The following is a 15631-nucleotide window of genomic DNA, read 5'->3' on the forward strand; positions in this document are numbered from 1 at the left end:
GGATCATGGTCAAAGATGCGTTCACAGAAGTTTCCCAATGGGTGTTCGATCTGGACAACACCTTATACCCACCGCAGATGGGGTTGTTCGATCAAATCGAAGTAAAGATGACCGAATACGTCATGGCCGCACTTGGCCTTAGCCAGGTCGAGGCTGATCGGCTACGCTCAAAGTACTGGCGCGAGCATGGCACCACCCTGGCCGGGTTGATGCGGGAACATGACATCGACCCCAATCCCTATCTGATCGCCGTTCACGATGTGGACATGACCCACATGACGCCGACCCCTGGCCTGGCCGAGCGTATCCACGCCCTGCCCGGCCGCCGCATCGTTTACACCAATGGCTCGGCCCCTTATGCCGAACGTGTTCTTGCCGCGCGGGGATTGAGCGGGCTCTTTGACGCGATCTATGGGGTCGAACACGCGGATTTTCGCCCCAAGCCAGAACGCGCCGCGTTTGAGCAGGTGTTCGACCGTGACGGCATCACGCCCAAGCGAGCCGCGATGTTCGAAGATGATCCCCGAAACCTGGCTGCCCCGCACGCTATGGGAATGCGCACGATCCTGGTCGCACCCGAGCGCCATGACGGCGACCATATCCACCACCAAACCGTTGATCTAAAAGAGTTTCTGGATCTTCTGGATTAGCACGCAAACTGCGACGAAAACGCACCTAAAAGATGCACCATTGACCCCATATATGCGGGTCAGATCCACATCACACAGGAGCGTTTTCCATGGCCGCAATCGACATGCCCCCCCGCCTTCCATTTTGGCAGCGCGCGGTGTTTTCGGTGCCGATCTTCGGCCGAATGGCGCGCGAAGTGGCCTATGGCGACGACGAAAACCTGCTCTATGCCGCCATCGCATTCATCTGCGGTTGGGGTTGTTCGATCATGCTCTTTGGCCTGCCCGGTCTCTACCTGCCCGCCCTGGCGCTGGTGCCGGTGATGTTTCTGGTGCTGATCGTTATCTCGCGGGGGTGATAAAAGACAGGATGTCGCTTGGCCTTCCCCCGGTATCGGCACTAAGTTGCGCCTAAGAACAAGAGGCGCACCATGACTGACACTTGCGACATCCTGATTTCCGGCGGCGGCATCGCAGGTTTGACGGCGGCGGCCGCCTTTGGCCATGCGGGGTTCAACGTTGTCTGCGTCGACCCTGCTCCGCCAATCACCGAGCGTGACGTTGACGGCTCGGACATGCGCACGACGGCCTTTCTGCAACCGGCGCAGACGCTGTTGGAAACTTGCGGCCTGTGGGCGCGCCTGTCGGATCATGCGGCACCCTTGCAAATCATGCGCATCGTGGATGCGGGCGGCGAATTGCCCGAACCGCGTATCGTGCGGGATTTCAACGCTGCCGACATCTCGGACATGCCCTTTGGCTGGAACCTGCCCAACTGGCTGTTGCGACGCGAGATGGTGGCCCGCCTGGCCGAGCTGCCCAATGTCGACTTTCGTCCCGGCACGGGCACGTCCGGCCTGTTCACCCGCACGGGCGAGGCTCGCGTCACACTGTCTGACGGCACCCGCGTGCGCTGCAAACTGGTGCTGGCCGCCGACGGGCGCAATTCCCCCATGCGCGAAGCTGCAGGAATTGACGTCAACACCATACGATATGGCCAAAAGGCGCTGGCCTTTGCTGTCACCCACCCGATCTCACACCAGAACGTCTCGACCGAGATTCACCGCTCGGGCGGCCCGTTCACGCTGGTGCCTCTGCCCGACTGGCAGGGCTCGCCGTCGTCTGCCATCGTCTGGATGGACCGCGGTGCAACCGCGCAAGAGCTGCTGGCGATGGAGCCCGAGGCGTTCGAGGCGGCGATGACCGAACGGTCCTGTGGTCTCTTTGGTCCGCTCAAACTCGCCTCACGTCGCACCATCTGGCCCATCATCAGCCAATCGGCCGAACGGTTGAACGGTGAACGCGTGGCGCTGATGGCCGAAGCTGCCCATGTGGTGCCCCCCATCGGCGCGCAGGGGCTAAACATGTCCTTGGGTGATCTGGGGACCCTGTTGGAGCTGGCACAAACCCGCCCCGAGGGTTTGGGTGATGCTCAGATGCTCGAGGCTTATCACAAGGCCCGTCACAACGAGATTGCGTTGCGGGTCAAGGGCATCGACATTCTCAACCGCGCCTCGATGGTGGAAACCCGTGCGCTGCGCGACGTACGCGCCGCCGGGCTGAATGCGCTTTATTCGCTGGCGCCTGTGCGCAAAACCCTGATGCAGATGGGTCTGGGCGTCCGGTGAGCAGGCTGGTGGCCCATCTGCGTGGCCATTGGCAGTTGATTGTCCTGACCGTGCTGCTGTTCGCCCTTTGGCAAACGTCGGTGGTGGCACCGCTCAGGATCCTGATCGTTTATCTGCACGAGCTGTCCCATGTCATCGCGATCCTGGCCACCGGCGGTTCGGTTGAAGGCCTGACCGTCAACGCAAACGAAGGCGGGTTGGTCATCTCGCGCGGTGGCAACCGCTTCCTGAGCCTTAGCGCAGGTTATTTGGGCTCGCTCTTCATCGGCGCGCTGCTTTTTTTGGCAGCCGTCCGCACCCACGCCGATCGCGCCATCTTGGGAATTCTCGGCGGTATTATCCTGCTGACAACCGCGCTTTACAGTCGAGAGTTGTTTGCTGTGGGGTTTGGCCTGATCACGGGCTTTGCCATGCTCGCCATCGCACGCTTTATGCCGCGCGATTACAGCGATCTGATCCTGCGCGTAATCGGCCTGGCGAGCATGATCTACGTACCCTACGATATCTTTAGCGATACGATCCAACGCTCGTATCTGCGGTCCGACGCCCGCATGCTGGCCGAAGAATTCGGCGGTGCCACAATGATGTGGGGCGGGCTCTGGAACGTGCTCAGTCTTGTCGTGCTGGCGCTCTGCCTGCGCTATGGTCTGGGGGCGGACAGCAACATCCGCCCCGCAAACAAGTCGCGTTACAGAACCTGATCCAGCGCGCGTTTCAGCCGTCGGATGGTGCCGTCGACATCATAAAGCTTGTCCAGACCAAAGAGGCCAAGGCGGAAGGTGCTGAAATCCGCAGGCTCATCACATTGCAGCGGCACACCGGCCGCAATCTGCATCCCCAGGGCCGCAAATTTCTTGCCATTCTGCACTTCGGGGTCATAGGTGTAGCTCACCACCACACCCGGCGCGCCAAAGCCATCAGCTGCAACCGAAACGATCCCCTTGTCAGCCAGCATCGCCCGGACACCGTTGCCAAGCGCCCACTGTGCATCGCGCAGCTTTTCAAAGCCATACTCGCGCGTTTCCACCATCGTATCGCGGAACGCCCGCAGCGCATCTGTTGGCATGGTCGCGTGATAGGCATGGCCGCCGTTCTCATAGGCCTGCATGATCTGGCGCCATTTTTTCAGGTCGATGGCAAAGCTGTCCGAGGTGGTCTCCTCCAGCCGCTGCTCGGCGCGCTCTGACAGCATCACCAGACCGGCGCAGGGCGATGCGCTCCACCCCTTTTGCGGAGCCGAGATCAGCACGTCCACGCCAGTGGCCTTCATGTCGATCCAGGCGCAGCCGCTGGCGATGCAGTCCAGCACCATCAGCGCCCCCACCTCATGTGCGGCAGCCGCCATCGCAGTCACATAGTCATTTGGCAAGATCACACCTGCGGCGGTTTCTACGTGCGGAGCAAAAACGATATCCGGCTTCTGCTCACGGATCGCGGCCACAACCTCGTCAATCGGGGCAGGCGTGAACGGCGACGGGCTGGAATTGCCGGTCTGGCGCGCCTTCATCACCTGGGTGCTCGCGGTCAGATCGCCGGTCTCGAAAATCTGGCTCCAGCGATAGGAAAACCAGCCGTTGCGCACCACCAGCACATTGGCCCCACGCGCGAACTGGCGCGCTACGGCCTCCATCCCATAAGTGCCGCCGCCGGGGATCACGACAACACCATCGGCGCCATAGACGTCTTTCAACATGTCCGAGATGTCGCGCATCACGCCCTGAAAGGTGGCGGACATGTGGTTCAGGGACCGGTCGGTGAAAACCACCGAAAACTCTTCGAGCCCGTTGGGGTCAACTGTTTCTAACAAGGCAGGCATGGGGAGGATCCTTTTGTTCACGTCGAAGGAACCTTGCCGCTCCATACCCGCTCCGTAAAGCGGCAAACCGACACAGAACAGATCAGAATCCGACGCCCCTGCTTCTTCTTTGCACAAATACCCGGTGGTTTGGGGGCAGAGCCCCCATCCCGTCCTTACAATATGCCCGGCAGGTTCAGTTCATGTTCCCGTGCGCAATCCTTTGCGATGTCATACCCCGCATCCGCGTGGCGCATCACACCGGTGGCCGGGTCGTTCCAAAGCACGTTGGCAATCCGGCGATCTGCATCCTCTGTCCCGTCACAGCAGATCACCATGCCCGAATGCTGGCTGAACCCCATGCCGACACCCCCGCCATGGTGCAGCGACACCCAGGTCGCACCCGAGGCGGTGTTCAAGAGCGCGTTGAGAAGTGGCCAGTCCGAAACGGCGTCCGAGCCATCCATCATCGCCTCGGTCTCGCGATTTGGCGAGGCGACAGAGCCGCTGTCGAGGTGATCACGGCCGATGACAACAGGCGCCTTCAGCTCGCCGTTGCGTACCATCTCGTTGAACGCCAGGCCCGCCTTGTGACGGTCGCCCAGGCCGATCCAGCAAATCCGTGCAGGCAAGCCCTGGAACGCGATCCGCTCCTGCGCCATGTCCAGCCACCGGTGCAGGTGCTCGTTCTCAGGGAACAGCTCTTTCATCTTGGCGTCGGTCTTGTAGATATCTTCCGGATCACCGGATAGCGCACACCAGCGGAACGGGCCGATGCCCTTGCAGAACAGCGGCCGGATGTAGGCTGGCACAAAACCGGGGAAGTCGAACGCGTTCTCGAACCCCTCGTCCAGAGCCACCTGTCGGATGTTGTTGCCGTAATCCAGCGTTGGAACACCAGCGTTCCAGAAATCAACCATCGCCTCGACATGCACTTTCATCGACGCACGCGCCGCCGCCTCGACCGCCTTGGGGTCGCTTTCGCGTTTGGCACGCCATTCGCCCATGGTCCAACCCTGAGGCAGGTAGCCATTGATGGGATCGTGGGCCGAGGTCTGGTCGGTGACAATGTCGGGACACGCCTCGCCAGCTTTCATCCGGCGCACCAGTTCGGGGAAGACATCCGCCGCATTGCCCAACAGGCCGACGGACTTGGCTTCGCCCGCTGCCGTCCAGCGCTCGATCATCTCAAGCGCCTCATCTAGCGTCTCAGCTTTCTCATCCAAGTATTTGGTGCGCAATCGGAAATCAATCGAATCCGGGTTGCACTCCACGGCCAGACAGCAGGCCCCGGCGAACACAGCCGCCAGCGGCTGCGCGCCGCCCATGCCGCCCAGACCGCCCGTCAGGATCCACTTGCCGGTCAGGTCCCCGCCAAAGTGCTGACGCCCGGCCTCGGCAAAGGTTTCGTACGTCCCTTGCACGATGCCCTGGGTGCCGATGTAAATCCACGATCCGGCCGTCATCTGGCCGTACATCGCCAAGCCCTTCTTATCCAGCTCGTTAAAGTGGTCCCAATTCGCCCAATGCGGCACCAGGTTCGAGTTTGCGATCAGAACGCGCGGCGCATCAGAATGAGTGCGGAACACGCCCACCGGCTTGCCGGATTGCACCAGAAGCGTCTGATCTTCTTTCAGATCTTTCAGATTGGCTACGATCTTGTCGAAATCCTCCCAGGTGCGCGCAGCGCGGCCAATGCCGCCATAAACCACCAGCTCATGTGGGTTTTCGGCCACATCCGGGTGCAAGTTGTTCATCAGCATCCGCATCGGCGCTTCGGTCATCCAGGACTTGGCCGTGATCTCCGGGCCGGTGGGCGGAAAGACATCGCGGGAGTTTTTGCGGGGATCGGTCATGCGGGGCTCCATTGTTTGAGCAGGGTCAGAATGTCGGAAAGATGGACGCGCAGGGCATCGGCCCTGGCGGGCAGATAGTCCCAAGGCGCGGCCTCGGTCATGTAGGTGGATTGCGCCAGTTCCATCTGGATCGCGTGCAGGTTGTCAGCCGGGCGACCATAGTGGCGCGTCGTCCAACCGCCCTTGAAGCGTCCGTTCAGGATGTGCGTGTAACCCTCTGCTTTTTTGCAGATTTCATAGGTTTCACTTTCAACCCTTGGCGCGCAGGTTTCACCCAAGTTGGTTCCGATGTTGAAATCGGGCAGCACGCCGTCGAACAGAAACGGGATGTGCGAGCGGATAGAGTGGCAGTCATAGAGCACGGCAAACTCATGGATGTCCTTCACACGCTGCAACTCGGCCTCAAGCGCCGCATGATAGGGCGCATGATAGGTGTCACGGCGGCGGGTGATCTCAGCCTCGTCTGGTTCCATCCCTTCGCGGTAAATCGGCAAACCGTCGAAATCGGTTGTCGGGCACAAGGTTGTGGTGTTCTGCCCCGGATAGAGGCTCACCCCGGCAGGGTCTCGGTTCACGTCGATCACGTAGCGATGCACCGGCGTGCGCACGGTGGTGATGTTGTCGACCAGCCCGGCATAGAGATCATGGATGTGCCAATCGGTGTCGGCCAGCGCTTGGCCGGTCTCGTTCAGCGTCTCCCAGATCTCGGGCGGCACATCCGTCCCGGTGTGCGGCAGGCCCAGAACCAGCGGGCTGTTGCCTTGGTTGACTTCGATCATGCTTGCACCTCCAGGCCTGCGACCTGAGCCAGTTCGCCAGAGCGGACCATGGCGGATGCAGCCTCGATATCGGGTGCAAGATAGCGGTCCTCGGCCAGTGTTGGCACCGTGCCGCGCAGATGGGCGATCACCGCTTGCAGGCCGGTCGAGGTGACCAAAGGCGCGCGCGCTTCGACGCCTTGCGCGGCACAGAGCAGTTCGACGCCAAGAATGACCGACAGGTTGTCGTTCATCCGCCGCAGACGCAGCGCACCATGGGCGGCCATGGACACGTGGTCCTCTTGGTTGGCCGAAGTGGGTGTGGAATCCGTGACACAAGGGTTGGCCAAGTGTTTGTTTTCACTCATCAAGGCCGCTGTTGTGACCTCGGCAATCATGAAACCCGAGTTCAGACCCGGATCAGGGGTCAGGAAGGGCGGCAGGTCATAGCTGAGCGTTGGATCAACCATCAGCGCCACCCGGCGTTGTGCAATCGCGCCGATCTCGGCCACGGCCAAGGCAATCTGATCTGCGGCAAAGCCCACGTATTCGGCGTGGAAATTACCACCCGAAACGATCCGCCCCTCGTTCACCAGCACAAGCGGGTTGTCGGTGACGGCGTTTGCCTCAATCTCCAGCGTTTTGGCGGCCATGCGCAGCACGTCCAGCGCCGCGCCAACAACCTGCGGCTGGCAGCGGATGCAATACGGGTCTTGCACGCGGGTGTCATCCTCACGGTGGCTTTCGCGGATCTCGGAGCCGTCCATCAGCGTGCGCATGCCCTGTGCCACATCGATCTGACCGGCATGACCGCGCAGAGTGTGGATGTCGGCCAACAAGGGCGCAGTCGAGCCCATGATCGCATCCGTCGAAAGCGAGGCGATCGTCATCGAGGCTTCGACCATGCGCCAGGCATCGAACAGACCGGCTAGCGCGTTGGCAGTGGAGAACTGTGTGCCATTGATCAGGCCAAGCCCCTCTTTGGGGCCAAGCACAACCGGGGTCAGGCCTGCTTTGGCCAAAGCCTCGGCCGCAGGCATACGCGCGCCTTGATAGGTCGCCTCACCCGCGCCGATCATGGCAGCGGCCATGTGGGCCAGTGGGGCAAGGTCACCGGATGCTCCGACCGAACCCTGTTCGGGGATCACAGGCGTCACGCCTGCTTCGAGCATCGCTTCGATCAGTGCGATTACCTGCCACCGGACGCCAGAGGCGCCGCGCCCCAGCGACAGCAGCTTGAGCACCATCATCAGGCGCGTGCGATCCTCGGCCAGGGGCTGGCCCACGCCGCAGCAGTGCGACAGGATCAGGTTGCGCTGCAAAGTTGCGGTATCCTCGGGCGCGATTTTCTTGCTGGCCAGTTTGCCAAAGCCGGTGTTGATGCCATAAACCGCCGCCTCGCCAGCGGCGGCATCGGCCACCATCTGTGCCGCCGCCTCGACAGCGGGACGCGCCGAGGCGTCCAGTTTGGCGGGTGCCATTTGGCGGTAAATCTCGCGCAGCGTGGCCAGGTTTACGGCCCCGGGGGTGAGAGAAATCATGCAGTATCTCCGTTAAGACGTTCGTGGAGAGGGTTGAAACCAATGCGATAAGACAGCTCCGCTGGTGTTTGGACATCCCAGATCGCCAGATCGGCTATGTACCCCTCACGCAACTGACCGCGATCTGCCAGGCCAAGCGCAGTGGCCGCGTTGCGGGTCACACCTGTCAGCGCCTCAAGCGGGGTCATGCGAAAGAGCGTGCAGGCCATGTTCATCGCCAACAGCAGTGAGGTCAGCGGCGAGGAGCCGGGGTTGCAATCGGTCGCCAAGGCCATCGGCACGCCATGGGCGCGGAAGTGATCAATGGGAGGAGCTTGCGTCTCGCGGATCGTGTAGAATGCGCCTGGCAGGATCACCGCAACCGACCCGCTGGCTGACATGGCCCGCGCGTCCTCTTCGGTGGCATATTCCACGTGATCCACCGACAGTGCGTTATAGCGCGCCGCCAATTGCGTGCCGCCCAGATGGCTGAGCTGTTCGGCGTGCAGTTTGACGGGCAAGCCCAGCTCTTGTGCCACCTTGAACACCCGTTCGATCTGCGTGGGTTGAAACGCGATCCCCTCGCAGAACCCGTCGACCGAATCCACCAGCCCCCCGGCGTGGGCGGCGTGCAGGGCGGGAATGCAAACGTCATCGATATAGGCGTCGTCCTGCCCCGCGTATTCGGCGGGTGTCGCATGCGCTCCCAGAAAGGTTGTCTTGATCAGAACCGGGCGCAGATCCTGCAGCTGCCGTGCGGCGCGCAACATGTTCAGTTCGGTCTCACGATCCAACCCATAGCCGGATTTGACCTCAACCACGCTCACACCCTCGGCCAACAGCGCGTCCAGACGCGGCAGGGCCAGTTGAACCAACTCGTCGACGCTGGCGGTGCGGGTGGCAATGACGGTCGAGACGATGCCGCCCCCGGCACGCGCGACCTCTTCGTAGGATGCACCGTTCAGGCGCATTTCAAACTCCATTGCCCGGTCGCCGCCAAAAACGATATGCGTGTGGCAGTCGATGAACGAAGGCGTCACAAGCCGCCCCCCGGCATCCCGCCTGGGCAGATCGGCATAATCAGCGGGCAGGTCACTGCCAATCCATGCGATTCGACCATCCCGAACCACCACAGAACCTTCAACCAGCCCGTAACCTTCTGAGTTTTCGTCCATTGTCGCCAGTCGGGCGTTCAACAGAACATAATTGAACTTGTCGCTCATCAGCGTCCACTTCCCTCTTGATACGGCAAAACGTATGGGATTATAAAGCTTATGTCTATACATATGAGGAAGCGATGCAGAGAATTTTCGCGAACCGCGCCCGCACCCCCGAAGGTTGGCTTCAGGACGTCATCGTGACTGTCGAAGACGGCCGGATCGCTTCAATCAAGGCGGGCCAATCCCCGCAGGCGCAGGACACACGGGTAGACATTCTGCTACCATCCTTGGGGAACCTGCATTCCCATTCCTTCCAGCGCGCGATGGCGGGCATGACCGAAGTGCGTGCCGCTGGCAAAGACAGCTTCTGGACCTGGCGCACGCTGATGTACCGCTTCATGGAGCGCATAACGCCCGAGCAGTATGAGGCCATCGCGGCCCTGGTGTTCATGGAGATGCTCGAGGCAGGCTATGCGTCTGTCGGCGAATTCCACTATGTGCATCACCAGCCCGGTGGCGCGCGGTTCGACACGATGACCGAGCTGAGCGACCGGGTGTTTGCCGCGTCCCAGACAACCGGCATCGGCCTGACCCATCTGCCAGTGCTTTACACCTATGGCGGTGCGGGCGGGCAGCCACTCAGCGGCGGGCAGACCCGATTTGGCAACACTGTGGACAGCTTTGCCGAGCTGGTGACGCAAGCGCGCGCGCACGCTGCTCGCAGCCTGCCGGGGGACGCCCGCGTCGGTATCGCGCCCCATTCGCTGCGCGCGACCTCTCCTCGGGATCTGGCAGAGGCGCTGATGCTGAAGGATGAAAACCCGGTGCACATCCACATATCGGAACAACCAAAGGAAGTGGCGGATGTTCAAGCCTGGCTCGGTGCGCGACCGGTCGAATGGCTGCTGGACAATGCGCAGTTCGATGCCTCCTGGTGCCTGATCCATGCCACCCACATGACAGACAAGGAAACCCGGGACATGGCCAGATCTGGCGCTGTCGCCGGCCTGTGTCCGATCACCGAGGCAAATCTGGGCGACGGTCCTTTCAATGGCCCGACCTTTTTGGCCGAGGGCGGCGCTTATGGCGTTGGATCGGATTCCAACGTGCGGATCTCGCTGACCGAAGAACTGCGCACGCTGGAGTATTCGCAGCGCCTGCGGGACTTGCAGAGAAACGTGATGATCCCGGGCGAAGGTTCTGTCGGGGCGACGATCTATCTGGACGCAGCCCGAGGAGGGGCACAGGCGCTTGGACGGCTGGCCGGGCAGATCAGCACTGGCAACCTTGCCGATCTGGTGGCCCTGGATGGCGCGGACACGGCGCTGTGCGCTGTAGAGGGTGACCAACTGCTGGATGCTTTGGTGTTTGCCGCAGACGACAACGTTGTCACCGATGTCTGGTCTGCGGGCCGACATATGGTCCAAAATGGGCGCCATCTGGAGCGGGAACAGATCGTTTCGTCATATACTCGGGCCATTCGGTCGCTCATTGACGCCATTTGATGCTAAACCGAGTCAGCTTCCCTTTACTCTTTTGGTTGAATCTGGGCAGATAAACGCACTCACTCAGGAAACAGGAGTCGCTCAGTTTTGCAGACCCCGAAACGAACCACCTTTCACGCCGTGCGTGACGAGGTCAAAAGACGGATCGAGGCGCGGATCTGGCCTCAGGGGGCTTTGCTCCCGACCGAAACCGAATTGGCCGAGGAATTCGGTTGCGCCCGCGCCACGGTGAACCGGGCGCTTCGGGAATTGGCGGATCAGGGCTTTGTCGAGCGGCGGCGCAAAAGCGGGACGCGGGTGAAGACCGCCCCTGTCAAACACGCCAAGATCGAGATTGCGGTCGTTCGCCAGACTGTGGAAGAGCAGAACGCCGTCTACCGCTATGCCCTGGTGGAACGCTCGGTCTCGGAGGCGCCCGCCTGGCTGACGTCCCAGCTGGGGCTCAAGGCCGGGACGCGGGTCCTGCATCTGCTGTGCATGCACTACGCCGACAACCGGCCCTTTCAGTTCGAAGAACGGTGGATCAACATTGCCACCGTGCCGGACATCGAGCATGCGGACCTGACAACGGTCGGACCCAACGAGTGGTTGTTGAACGCGGTGCCGTTCACAGACGCCGAGATTACATTCTCGGCCGTGTCGACGGATACAAAGCTGTCAGATTTCCTGGCCACAGCCGTGGGGACCCCGGTGATTCAACTGGAACGCACAACCTGGCTGCAGGGAGAACCGGTAACCTACGTCCGCATGACCCATCACCCAGGCTATCGGTTCCGCACACAATACTGACCCTTTGATTTCAAAGACGGGGACGCTCCCGCCCGGCGTCAATGCCCCTGACGGGACATCTCCTCCCGTTGGGCCAGGCTCACGCGGGCTTTGCCCGCGTGAGCCTGGCCCCCTGCCGTCCGCAGGACGCAAGGCCGACAGGCCGCGCAGGTGGGTAGCTTTGCTTACCCGATTGGACCCGGCAGCCGCTCTTCACTCAGAAGCACGTTGGCCTCGACATCCCCTGCCCCGGGCAAAGTCATGATCCGCCGTCGCAGCACTCGTTCAAAATCTGGAAGGTCGCGCGCAACCACCCGCAAACGATAGTCATAAAGTCCCAACACATGCTCGACGGTTTGCACCTCAGGGATCGCACTGACAGCGCGCTCGAAATCTTCGAGGCTCACCTGGCCCTTCCGGGCCAGTTTGACTCCCAGAAACACCGTCACCCCAAATCCAAGCATCTCTGCATTCAACCTCAGCCGCCGCCCCTTGATCACTCCTGCCTGTTCCAGGCGCTTGATCCGCCGCCATGTTGCAGGTTGCGACAGACCGAACCGGCGCCCCAAAGCGCCTGCGCTCAAACCCGCGTCCTGCACCAGAGCCCGCAGAAGACTGCGATCCATTTCATCCAGCTCGATCATAGGGGCAGCCCCTCGGCGCTTTTGACGCGCGCGATGTGCATCAGGGCCTCGATGTCGGCGATATGCGGCAAGGTCAGGATGCGATCACGATAGAGTTGCTGATAGTGTGCCATGTCGCGTGCGATCACCGAAAGGCGTACATCGACCCGGCCCAGGAATGTCTGTATCTCGATCACCTCAGCCACCTGGCGCGCCGCTGCCGTGAATTCGTCAAAGGCCCGCGCCTGCGTCTTGTCCAGAGTCACGCGCAACGACACCTCGACCGCATAGCCCAAAGCCCCCCAGTCGATCACCGCCTCTTGGCCTTGGATGATCCCTGCCGTCTGCATCTTTTCAATCCGTCGCCAGCACACGCCCGATGTGATGCGGCACAGGTCCGCCAGATCGGCCGTACTAAGGCTTGGATCAGCCTGGTAATGCCGCAAGATACGGCGGTCGATGTCATCGAGCATGATTCTTCTACCAAACTGAATTTTGACGAATTATCCTTCGCCCAATCCCCAAATACTCGACCTCAAGCCCCTCGCCAATCCCCAAAGCGCCCGGTACAACCAACCCAGTTCAATTCTGCAAAGGACCGCCGACATGCGCGTTTACTATGATCGCGATTGCGACATTAACCTGATCAAAGACAAAAAAGTGGCCATCCTGGGCTATGGCTCGCAAGGTCACGCGCATGCGCTGAACCTGCGCGACTCGGGTGCCAAGAACCTGGTCGTCGCTCTGCGCGAAGGCTCGCCCTCGGCCAAGAAAGCCGAAGGTGAAGGCCTGCAAGTCATGGGCATCGCCGAAGCCGCAGCCTGGTGTGACGTGATCATGTTCACCATGCCCGACGAACTGCAGGCGGAAACCTACAAGAAATACGTCCACGACAACATCAAGCCGGGTGCTGCCATCGCGTTTGCCCACGGCCTGAACGTGCACTTTGGCCTGATCGAGCCCAAAGAAGGCGTCGACGTCATCATGATGGCCCCCAAAGGCCCCGGCCACACCGTACGTGGCGAATACACCAAAGGCGGCGGCGTGCCCTGCCTGGTGGCGGTTGACCGCGACGCATCCGGCAAGGCGCTGGAAATCGGCCTGTCCTACTGCTCGGCCATCGGTGGCGGCCGCTCGGGCATCATCGAGACCAACTTCCGCGAAGAATGCGAAACCGACCTGTTCGGCGAACAGGCCGTTCTGTGCGGTGGCCTGGTGGAACTGATCCGCTGCGGCTTTGAGACCTTGGTCGAAGCGGGTTACGCACCCGAGATGGCCTATTTTGAGTGTCTGCACGAAGTGAAGCTGATCGTTGACCTGATCTATGAAGGCGGCATCGCCAACATGGATTACTCGATCTCCAACACTGCGGAATACGGCCAGTACGTCACCGGCCCGCGCATCCTGAAGTACGACGAAACCAAAGCGCGCATGAAAGAGGTGCTCAACGACATCCAGCAGGGCAAATTCGTCCGCGACTTCATGCTGGAAAACGCTGTGGGTCAGCCGACCATCAAAGCGGCCCGCCGCCACAACGACGAGCACATGATCGAAGAAACCGGCGCCAAGCTGCGTGGCATGATGCCGTGGATCTCGGCTGGAAAGATGGTCGACAAAGAAAAGAACTGATCCTTCAGATCTTTGCCAAATCCGGGGGCGGAGCAGCAATGCTTCGCCCTTTTTCGTTGCGCGAACGCAGGCCCTGTGCATCGTCTCTTGGCCGTGGCATGCTAAGTTTTGAATTCAAGCAATCCGCGTGGAGGATTGAACCGTGGCATGTATACGCGCGTTGATGATCGGACTTTTGGGATTTGTGGCCTCGGGCTGCGAACCACCGCAGAATATTTCGCCAGAACAGCGAGACTATCATAAAGCCAACAGGGCCTCTTACATGTTTCAGGGGCGGTGATATTTAGGCAATGGTCCGCATCGGGTTAAAGTTTCTTGTCGCGCCCCTTTAATTTGTCCTATTGGACAGTTAACTGAGTGCCAGCAAGGAAAGGATTCCCCATGCCAGCGCAAATTCTGCCGAAAGAGGCCTATTATTCGCCCGAGTGGTTTCAGCGGGAACAGGAAACCCTGTTCACCAAAACATGGCAGCTTGTGGCCTATGAGAGCGATTTCAACGACACCGGCGATTATGTCACGGCCCGCATCGGCGTGCAGCCGATCGCCGTGGTTCAGGATGCCGAAGGCAATCTGAACGCATTCAAGAATATCTGCCGCCACCGGGGGACCGAACTGCTGGAGGGGCGCGGCAATGCAGGCAAGACGCTGGTCTGCCCCTATCACCGTTGGACCTTTGGCCTGGACGGCCGGCTGCGCGGCGTGCCGGATCGCTCCGAATGTTTCCCCGACCTGGATCGAAAATCGCTGAACCTGCACGATGCTTCGATCGGGCGCTGGAAGGGGATGATATTTGTCAATCCGGACCCAGATGCCAGTTTTGCAGACTGGATCGCACCGCTGGATGCGGCCCCCTTTCCGCATGACATCACCGACCCCAAGCTGCAGGCCAGCAAAGAGTTTGTCTATAAACTGAAGTGCAATTGGAAGGTGTTCTTCGAGAACGCGATAGACGGATATCACCTGGCCTATCTGCATGAAAACACCCTGGGCGGGCCAAAAGTTGGGGTAAACGTCTGGGACCAGCATGGCCAGCACATGGTCTGGTACTCCACGGAGCGCGACGGGATCAAGAACCGCATCCCGGTCTTTGTAGAACAGCAGACGCGTGGAGCTGGCATGACCAAGATCGAGGGCGCGGGAGATCCCGGGTATGGCGGCGTCTACATGATGTTCCCGACGACGATGATCGTCCCCTCGCCCTGGTCTCTGACCATTTCCACGATGGAGCCAGTGGATGGAGACACCACAATCCTGCGGTCGCGTACCTGGTCGCCCAAAAGCTGGTGGAGCTACAAGGAACCGCTCAAAGGGACTCCTGGATATGACCCCGAGACCGGGCTGATCGAATCCAGGAACTGGACCCAGCACCCGCTTGAAACCGGTGATTTCCAGACCGAAGATGTCTGGGTTTGCGAAAAGATGCAGCGCTCGTTGCGTTCGCCGGATTATTCTGTGTCTGCCCTGGCCGAAGGGTTGGGCGGCGAGGTCATGCTGGCCGAGTTCCAGAAGATGGTCCGCGACGCCTGCGCCTAGGAAACGCATACAAACTCCCGGGGTGCTCCCGCGCCCGAGCAGACCTGACTACGTCAGCCCCGCTAACGGCCTTGGGCCGGGCGCCTCGCTTCGCTCGGCGCGGTCCCGCCTGTGGCACTTGCTGCGGGTGAATCACCACCGACAAAGCAACCGTGTTTCGATGATCGCGAGGTCTGCACCAAGCGCCAACCACCGAGCGAAGCGAGGCCCGGCCCAACGGGAGGTGG

At 60.9% G+C, this 15631-nt stretch carries 15 protein-coding genes; 8 read left to right on the top strand and 7 right to left on the bottom strand.

Annotation, left to right across the window (positions count from 1 at the left end):
* The first annotated feature begins 5 nt into the window (after positions 1 to 5).
* The 4 genes from TRM7615_RS04565 (at position 6) to TRM7615_RS04580 (ending at position 2958) form a co-directional block, all read left to right on the top strand.
* On the top strand, positions 6 to 650 hold the full coding sequence (locus tag TRM7615_RS04565) for a pyrimidine 5'-nucleotidase (RefSeq protein WP_108785723.1): 645 nt from the start codon (positions 6 to 8) through the stop codon (positions 648 to 650).
* An 89-nt stretch (positions 651 to 739) separates the two neighbouring features.
* A complete protein-coding gene (locus TRM7615_RS04570) occupies positions 740 to 988 on the top strand; it encodes a hypothetical protein (protein ID WP_108785724.1) in 249 nt (82 codons plus the stop codon).
* 72 nt (positions 989 to 1060) lie between these two features.
* A complete protein-coding gene (locus tag TRM7615_RS04575) occupies positions 1061 to 2257 on the top strand; it encodes a UbiH/UbiF family hydroxylase (protein ID WP_108785725.1) in 1197 nt (398 codons plus the stop codon).
* 8 nt (positions 2258 to 2265) lie between these two features.
* A complete protein-coding gene (locus tag TRM7615_RS04580; protein WP_108785993.1) occupies positions 2266 to 2958 on the top strand; it encodes a M50 family metallopeptidase in 693 nt (230 codons plus the stop codon).
* Here TRM7615_RS04580 and TRM7615_RS04585 read toward each other — a convergent pair.
* The 5 genes from TRM7615_RS04585 to hutI form a co-directional block, all read right to left on the bottom strand.
* On the bottom strand, positions 2946 to 4073 hold the full coding sequence (locus tag TRM7615_RS04585; protein WP_108785994.1) for an aminotransferase class V-fold PLP-dependent enzyme: 1128 nt from the start codon (positions 4071 to 4073) through the stop codon (positions 2946 to 2948). The genes TRM7615_RS04580 and TRM7615_RS04585 overlap by 13 nt on opposite strands.
* A 155-nt stretch (positions 4074 to 4228) precedes the next feature.
* Entirely contained in the window at positions 4229 to 5908 is a 1680-nt protein-coding gene (gene hutU / locus TRM7615_RS04590) for a urocanate hydratase (RefSeq protein WP_108785995.1), read from the bottom strand.
* A complete protein-coding gene (gene hutG, locus TRM7615_RS04595; RefSeq protein WP_108785726.1) occupies positions 5905 to 6687 on the bottom strand; it encodes an N-formylglutamate deformylase in 783 nt (260 codons plus the stop codon). The genes hutU and hutG overlap by 4 nt, the downstream gene beginning before the upstream one ends.
* Entirely contained in the window at positions 6684 to 8207 is a 1524-nt protein-coding gene (gene hutH / locus TRM7615_RS04600; RefSeq protein WP_108785727.1) for a histidine ammonia-lyase, read from the bottom strand. The genes hutG and hutH overlap by 4 nt, the downstream gene beginning before the upstream one ends.
* Positions 8204 to 9409 carry an imidazolonepropionase gene (gene hutI, locus TRM7615_RS04605; protein WP_108785728.1) on the bottom strand — a complete coding sequence of 402 codons (1206 nt, stop codon included), beginning with the start codon at positions 9407 to 9409 and terminating at the stop codon, positions 8204 to 8206. Before hutI ends, hutH begins: the two co-directional genes overlap by 4 nt.
* Before the next feature lie 74 nt (positions 9410 to 9483).
* Here hutI and TRM7615_RS04610 point away from each other — a divergent pair, with 74 nt between their 5' ends.
* Complete coding sequence (locus TRM7615_RS04610; RefSeq protein WP_108785729.1) at positions 9484 to 10851, top strand: formimidoylglutamate deiminase; 1368 nt, start codon at positions 9484 to 9486, stop codon at positions 10849 to 10851.
* A gap of 87 nt (positions 10852 to 10938) precedes the next feature.
* Positions 10939 to 11640, top strand: a complete 702-nt coding sequence (gene hutC / locus TRM7615_RS04615; protein WP_181892992.1) for a histidine utilization transcriptional repressor HutC — start codon at positions 10939 to 10941, stop codon at positions 11638 to 11640.
* A 164-nt stretch (positions 11641 to 11804) separates the two neighbouring features.
* On the opposite strand, the gene TRM7615_RS04620 is transcribed toward hutC, so the two are convergent.
* Together TRM7615_RS04620 and TRM7615_RS04625 are read right to left on the bottom strand one after the other, a co-directional pair.
* A complete protein-coding gene (locus TRM7615_RS04620; RefSeq protein WP_108785731.1) occupies positions 11805 to 12263 on the bottom strand; it encodes an Lrp/AsnC family transcriptional regulator in 459 nt (152 codons plus the stop codon).
* A complete protein-coding gene (locus TRM7615_RS04625) occupies positions 12260 to 12715 on the bottom strand; it encodes an Lrp/AsnC family transcriptional regulator (protein WP_108785732.1) in 456 nt (151 codons plus the stop codon). The genes TRM7615_RS04620 and TRM7615_RS04625 overlap by 4 nt, the downstream gene beginning before the upstream one ends.
* Before the next feature lie 133 nt (positions 12716 to 12848).
* On the opposite strand from TRM7615_RS04625, the gene ilvC reads away from it, so the two are divergent.
* Both ilvC and TRM7615_RS04635 read left to right on the top strand, forming a co-directional pair.
* Complete coding sequence (ilvC, locus tag TRM7615_RS04630) at positions 12849 to 13871, top strand: ketol-acid reductoisomerase (RefSeq protein ID WP_108785733.1); 1023 nt, start codon at positions 12849 to 12851, stop codon at positions 13869 to 13871.
* A 381-nt stretch (positions 13872 to 14252) separates the two neighbouring features.
* Positions 14253 to 15404 carry an aromatic ring-hydroxylating oxygenase subunit alpha gene (locus TRM7615_RS04635; protein ID WP_108785734.1) on the top strand — a complete coding sequence of 384 codons (1152 nt, stop codon included), beginning with the start codon at positions 14253 to 14255 and terminating at the stop codon, positions 15402 to 15404.
* Positions 15405 to 15631: the final 227 nt, after the last annotated feature.

The organism is Falsiruegeria mediterranea M17 (genome assembly GCF_900302455.1).
In the GTDB taxonomy this organism is placed as follows: Bacteria; Pseudomonadota; Alphaproteobacteria; order Rhodobacterales; family Rhodobacteraceae; genus Falsiruegeria; species Falsiruegeria mediterranea.

Coding starts and splice junctions, on each gene's coding strand:
- TRM7615_RS04570 (WP_108785724.1), top strand. CDS start 740: ATGGCCGCAATCGACATGCCCCCCCGCCTTCCATTTTGGCAGCGCGCG.
- TRM7615_RS04565 (WP_108785723.1), top strand. CDS start 6: ATGGTCAAAGATGCGTTCACAGAAGTTTCCCAATGGGTGTTCGATCTG.
- TRM7615_RS04610 (WP_108785729.1), top strand. CDS start 9,484: ATGCAGAGAATTTTCGCGAACCGCGCCCGCACCCCCGAAGGTTGGCTT.
- TRM7615_RS04585 (WP_108785994.1), bottom strand. CDS start 4,073: ATGCCTGCCTTGTTAGAAACAGTTGACCCCAACGGGCTCGAAGAGTTT.
- ilvC (WP_108785733.1), top strand. CDS start 12,849: ATGCGCGTTTACTATGATCGCGATTGCGACATTAACCTGATCAAAGAC.
- hutU (WP_108785995.1), bottom strand. CDS start 5,908: ATGACCGATCCCCGCAAAAACTCCCGCGATGTCTTTCCGCCCACCGGC.
- TRM7615_RS04625 (WP_108785732.1), bottom strand. CDS start 12,715: ATGCTCGATGACATCGACCGCCGTATCTTGCGGCATTACCAGGCTGAT.
- TRM7615_RS04620 (WP_108785731.1), bottom strand. CDS start 12,263: ATGATCGAGCTGGATGAAATGGATCGCAGTCTTCTGCGGGCTCTGGTG.
- hutH (WP_108785727.1), bottom strand. CDS start 8,207: ATGATTTCTCTCACCCCCGGGGCCGTAAACCTGGCCACGCTGCGCGAG.
- TRM7615_RS04575 (WP_108785725.1), top strand. CDS start 1,061: ATGACTGACACTTGCGACATCCTGATTTCCGGCGGCGGCATCGCAGGT.
- hutG (WP_108785726.1), bottom strand. CDS start 6,687: ATGATCGAAGTCAACCAAGGCAACAGCCCGCTGGTTCTGGGCCTGCCG.
- hutI (WP_108785728.1), bottom strand. CDS start 9,409: ATGAGCGACAAGTTCAATTATGTTCTGTTGAACGCCCGACTGGCGACA.
- TRM7615_RS04635 (WP_108785734.1), top strand. CDS start 14,253: ATGCCAGCGCAAATTCTGCCGAAAGAGGCCTATTATTCGCCCGAGTGG.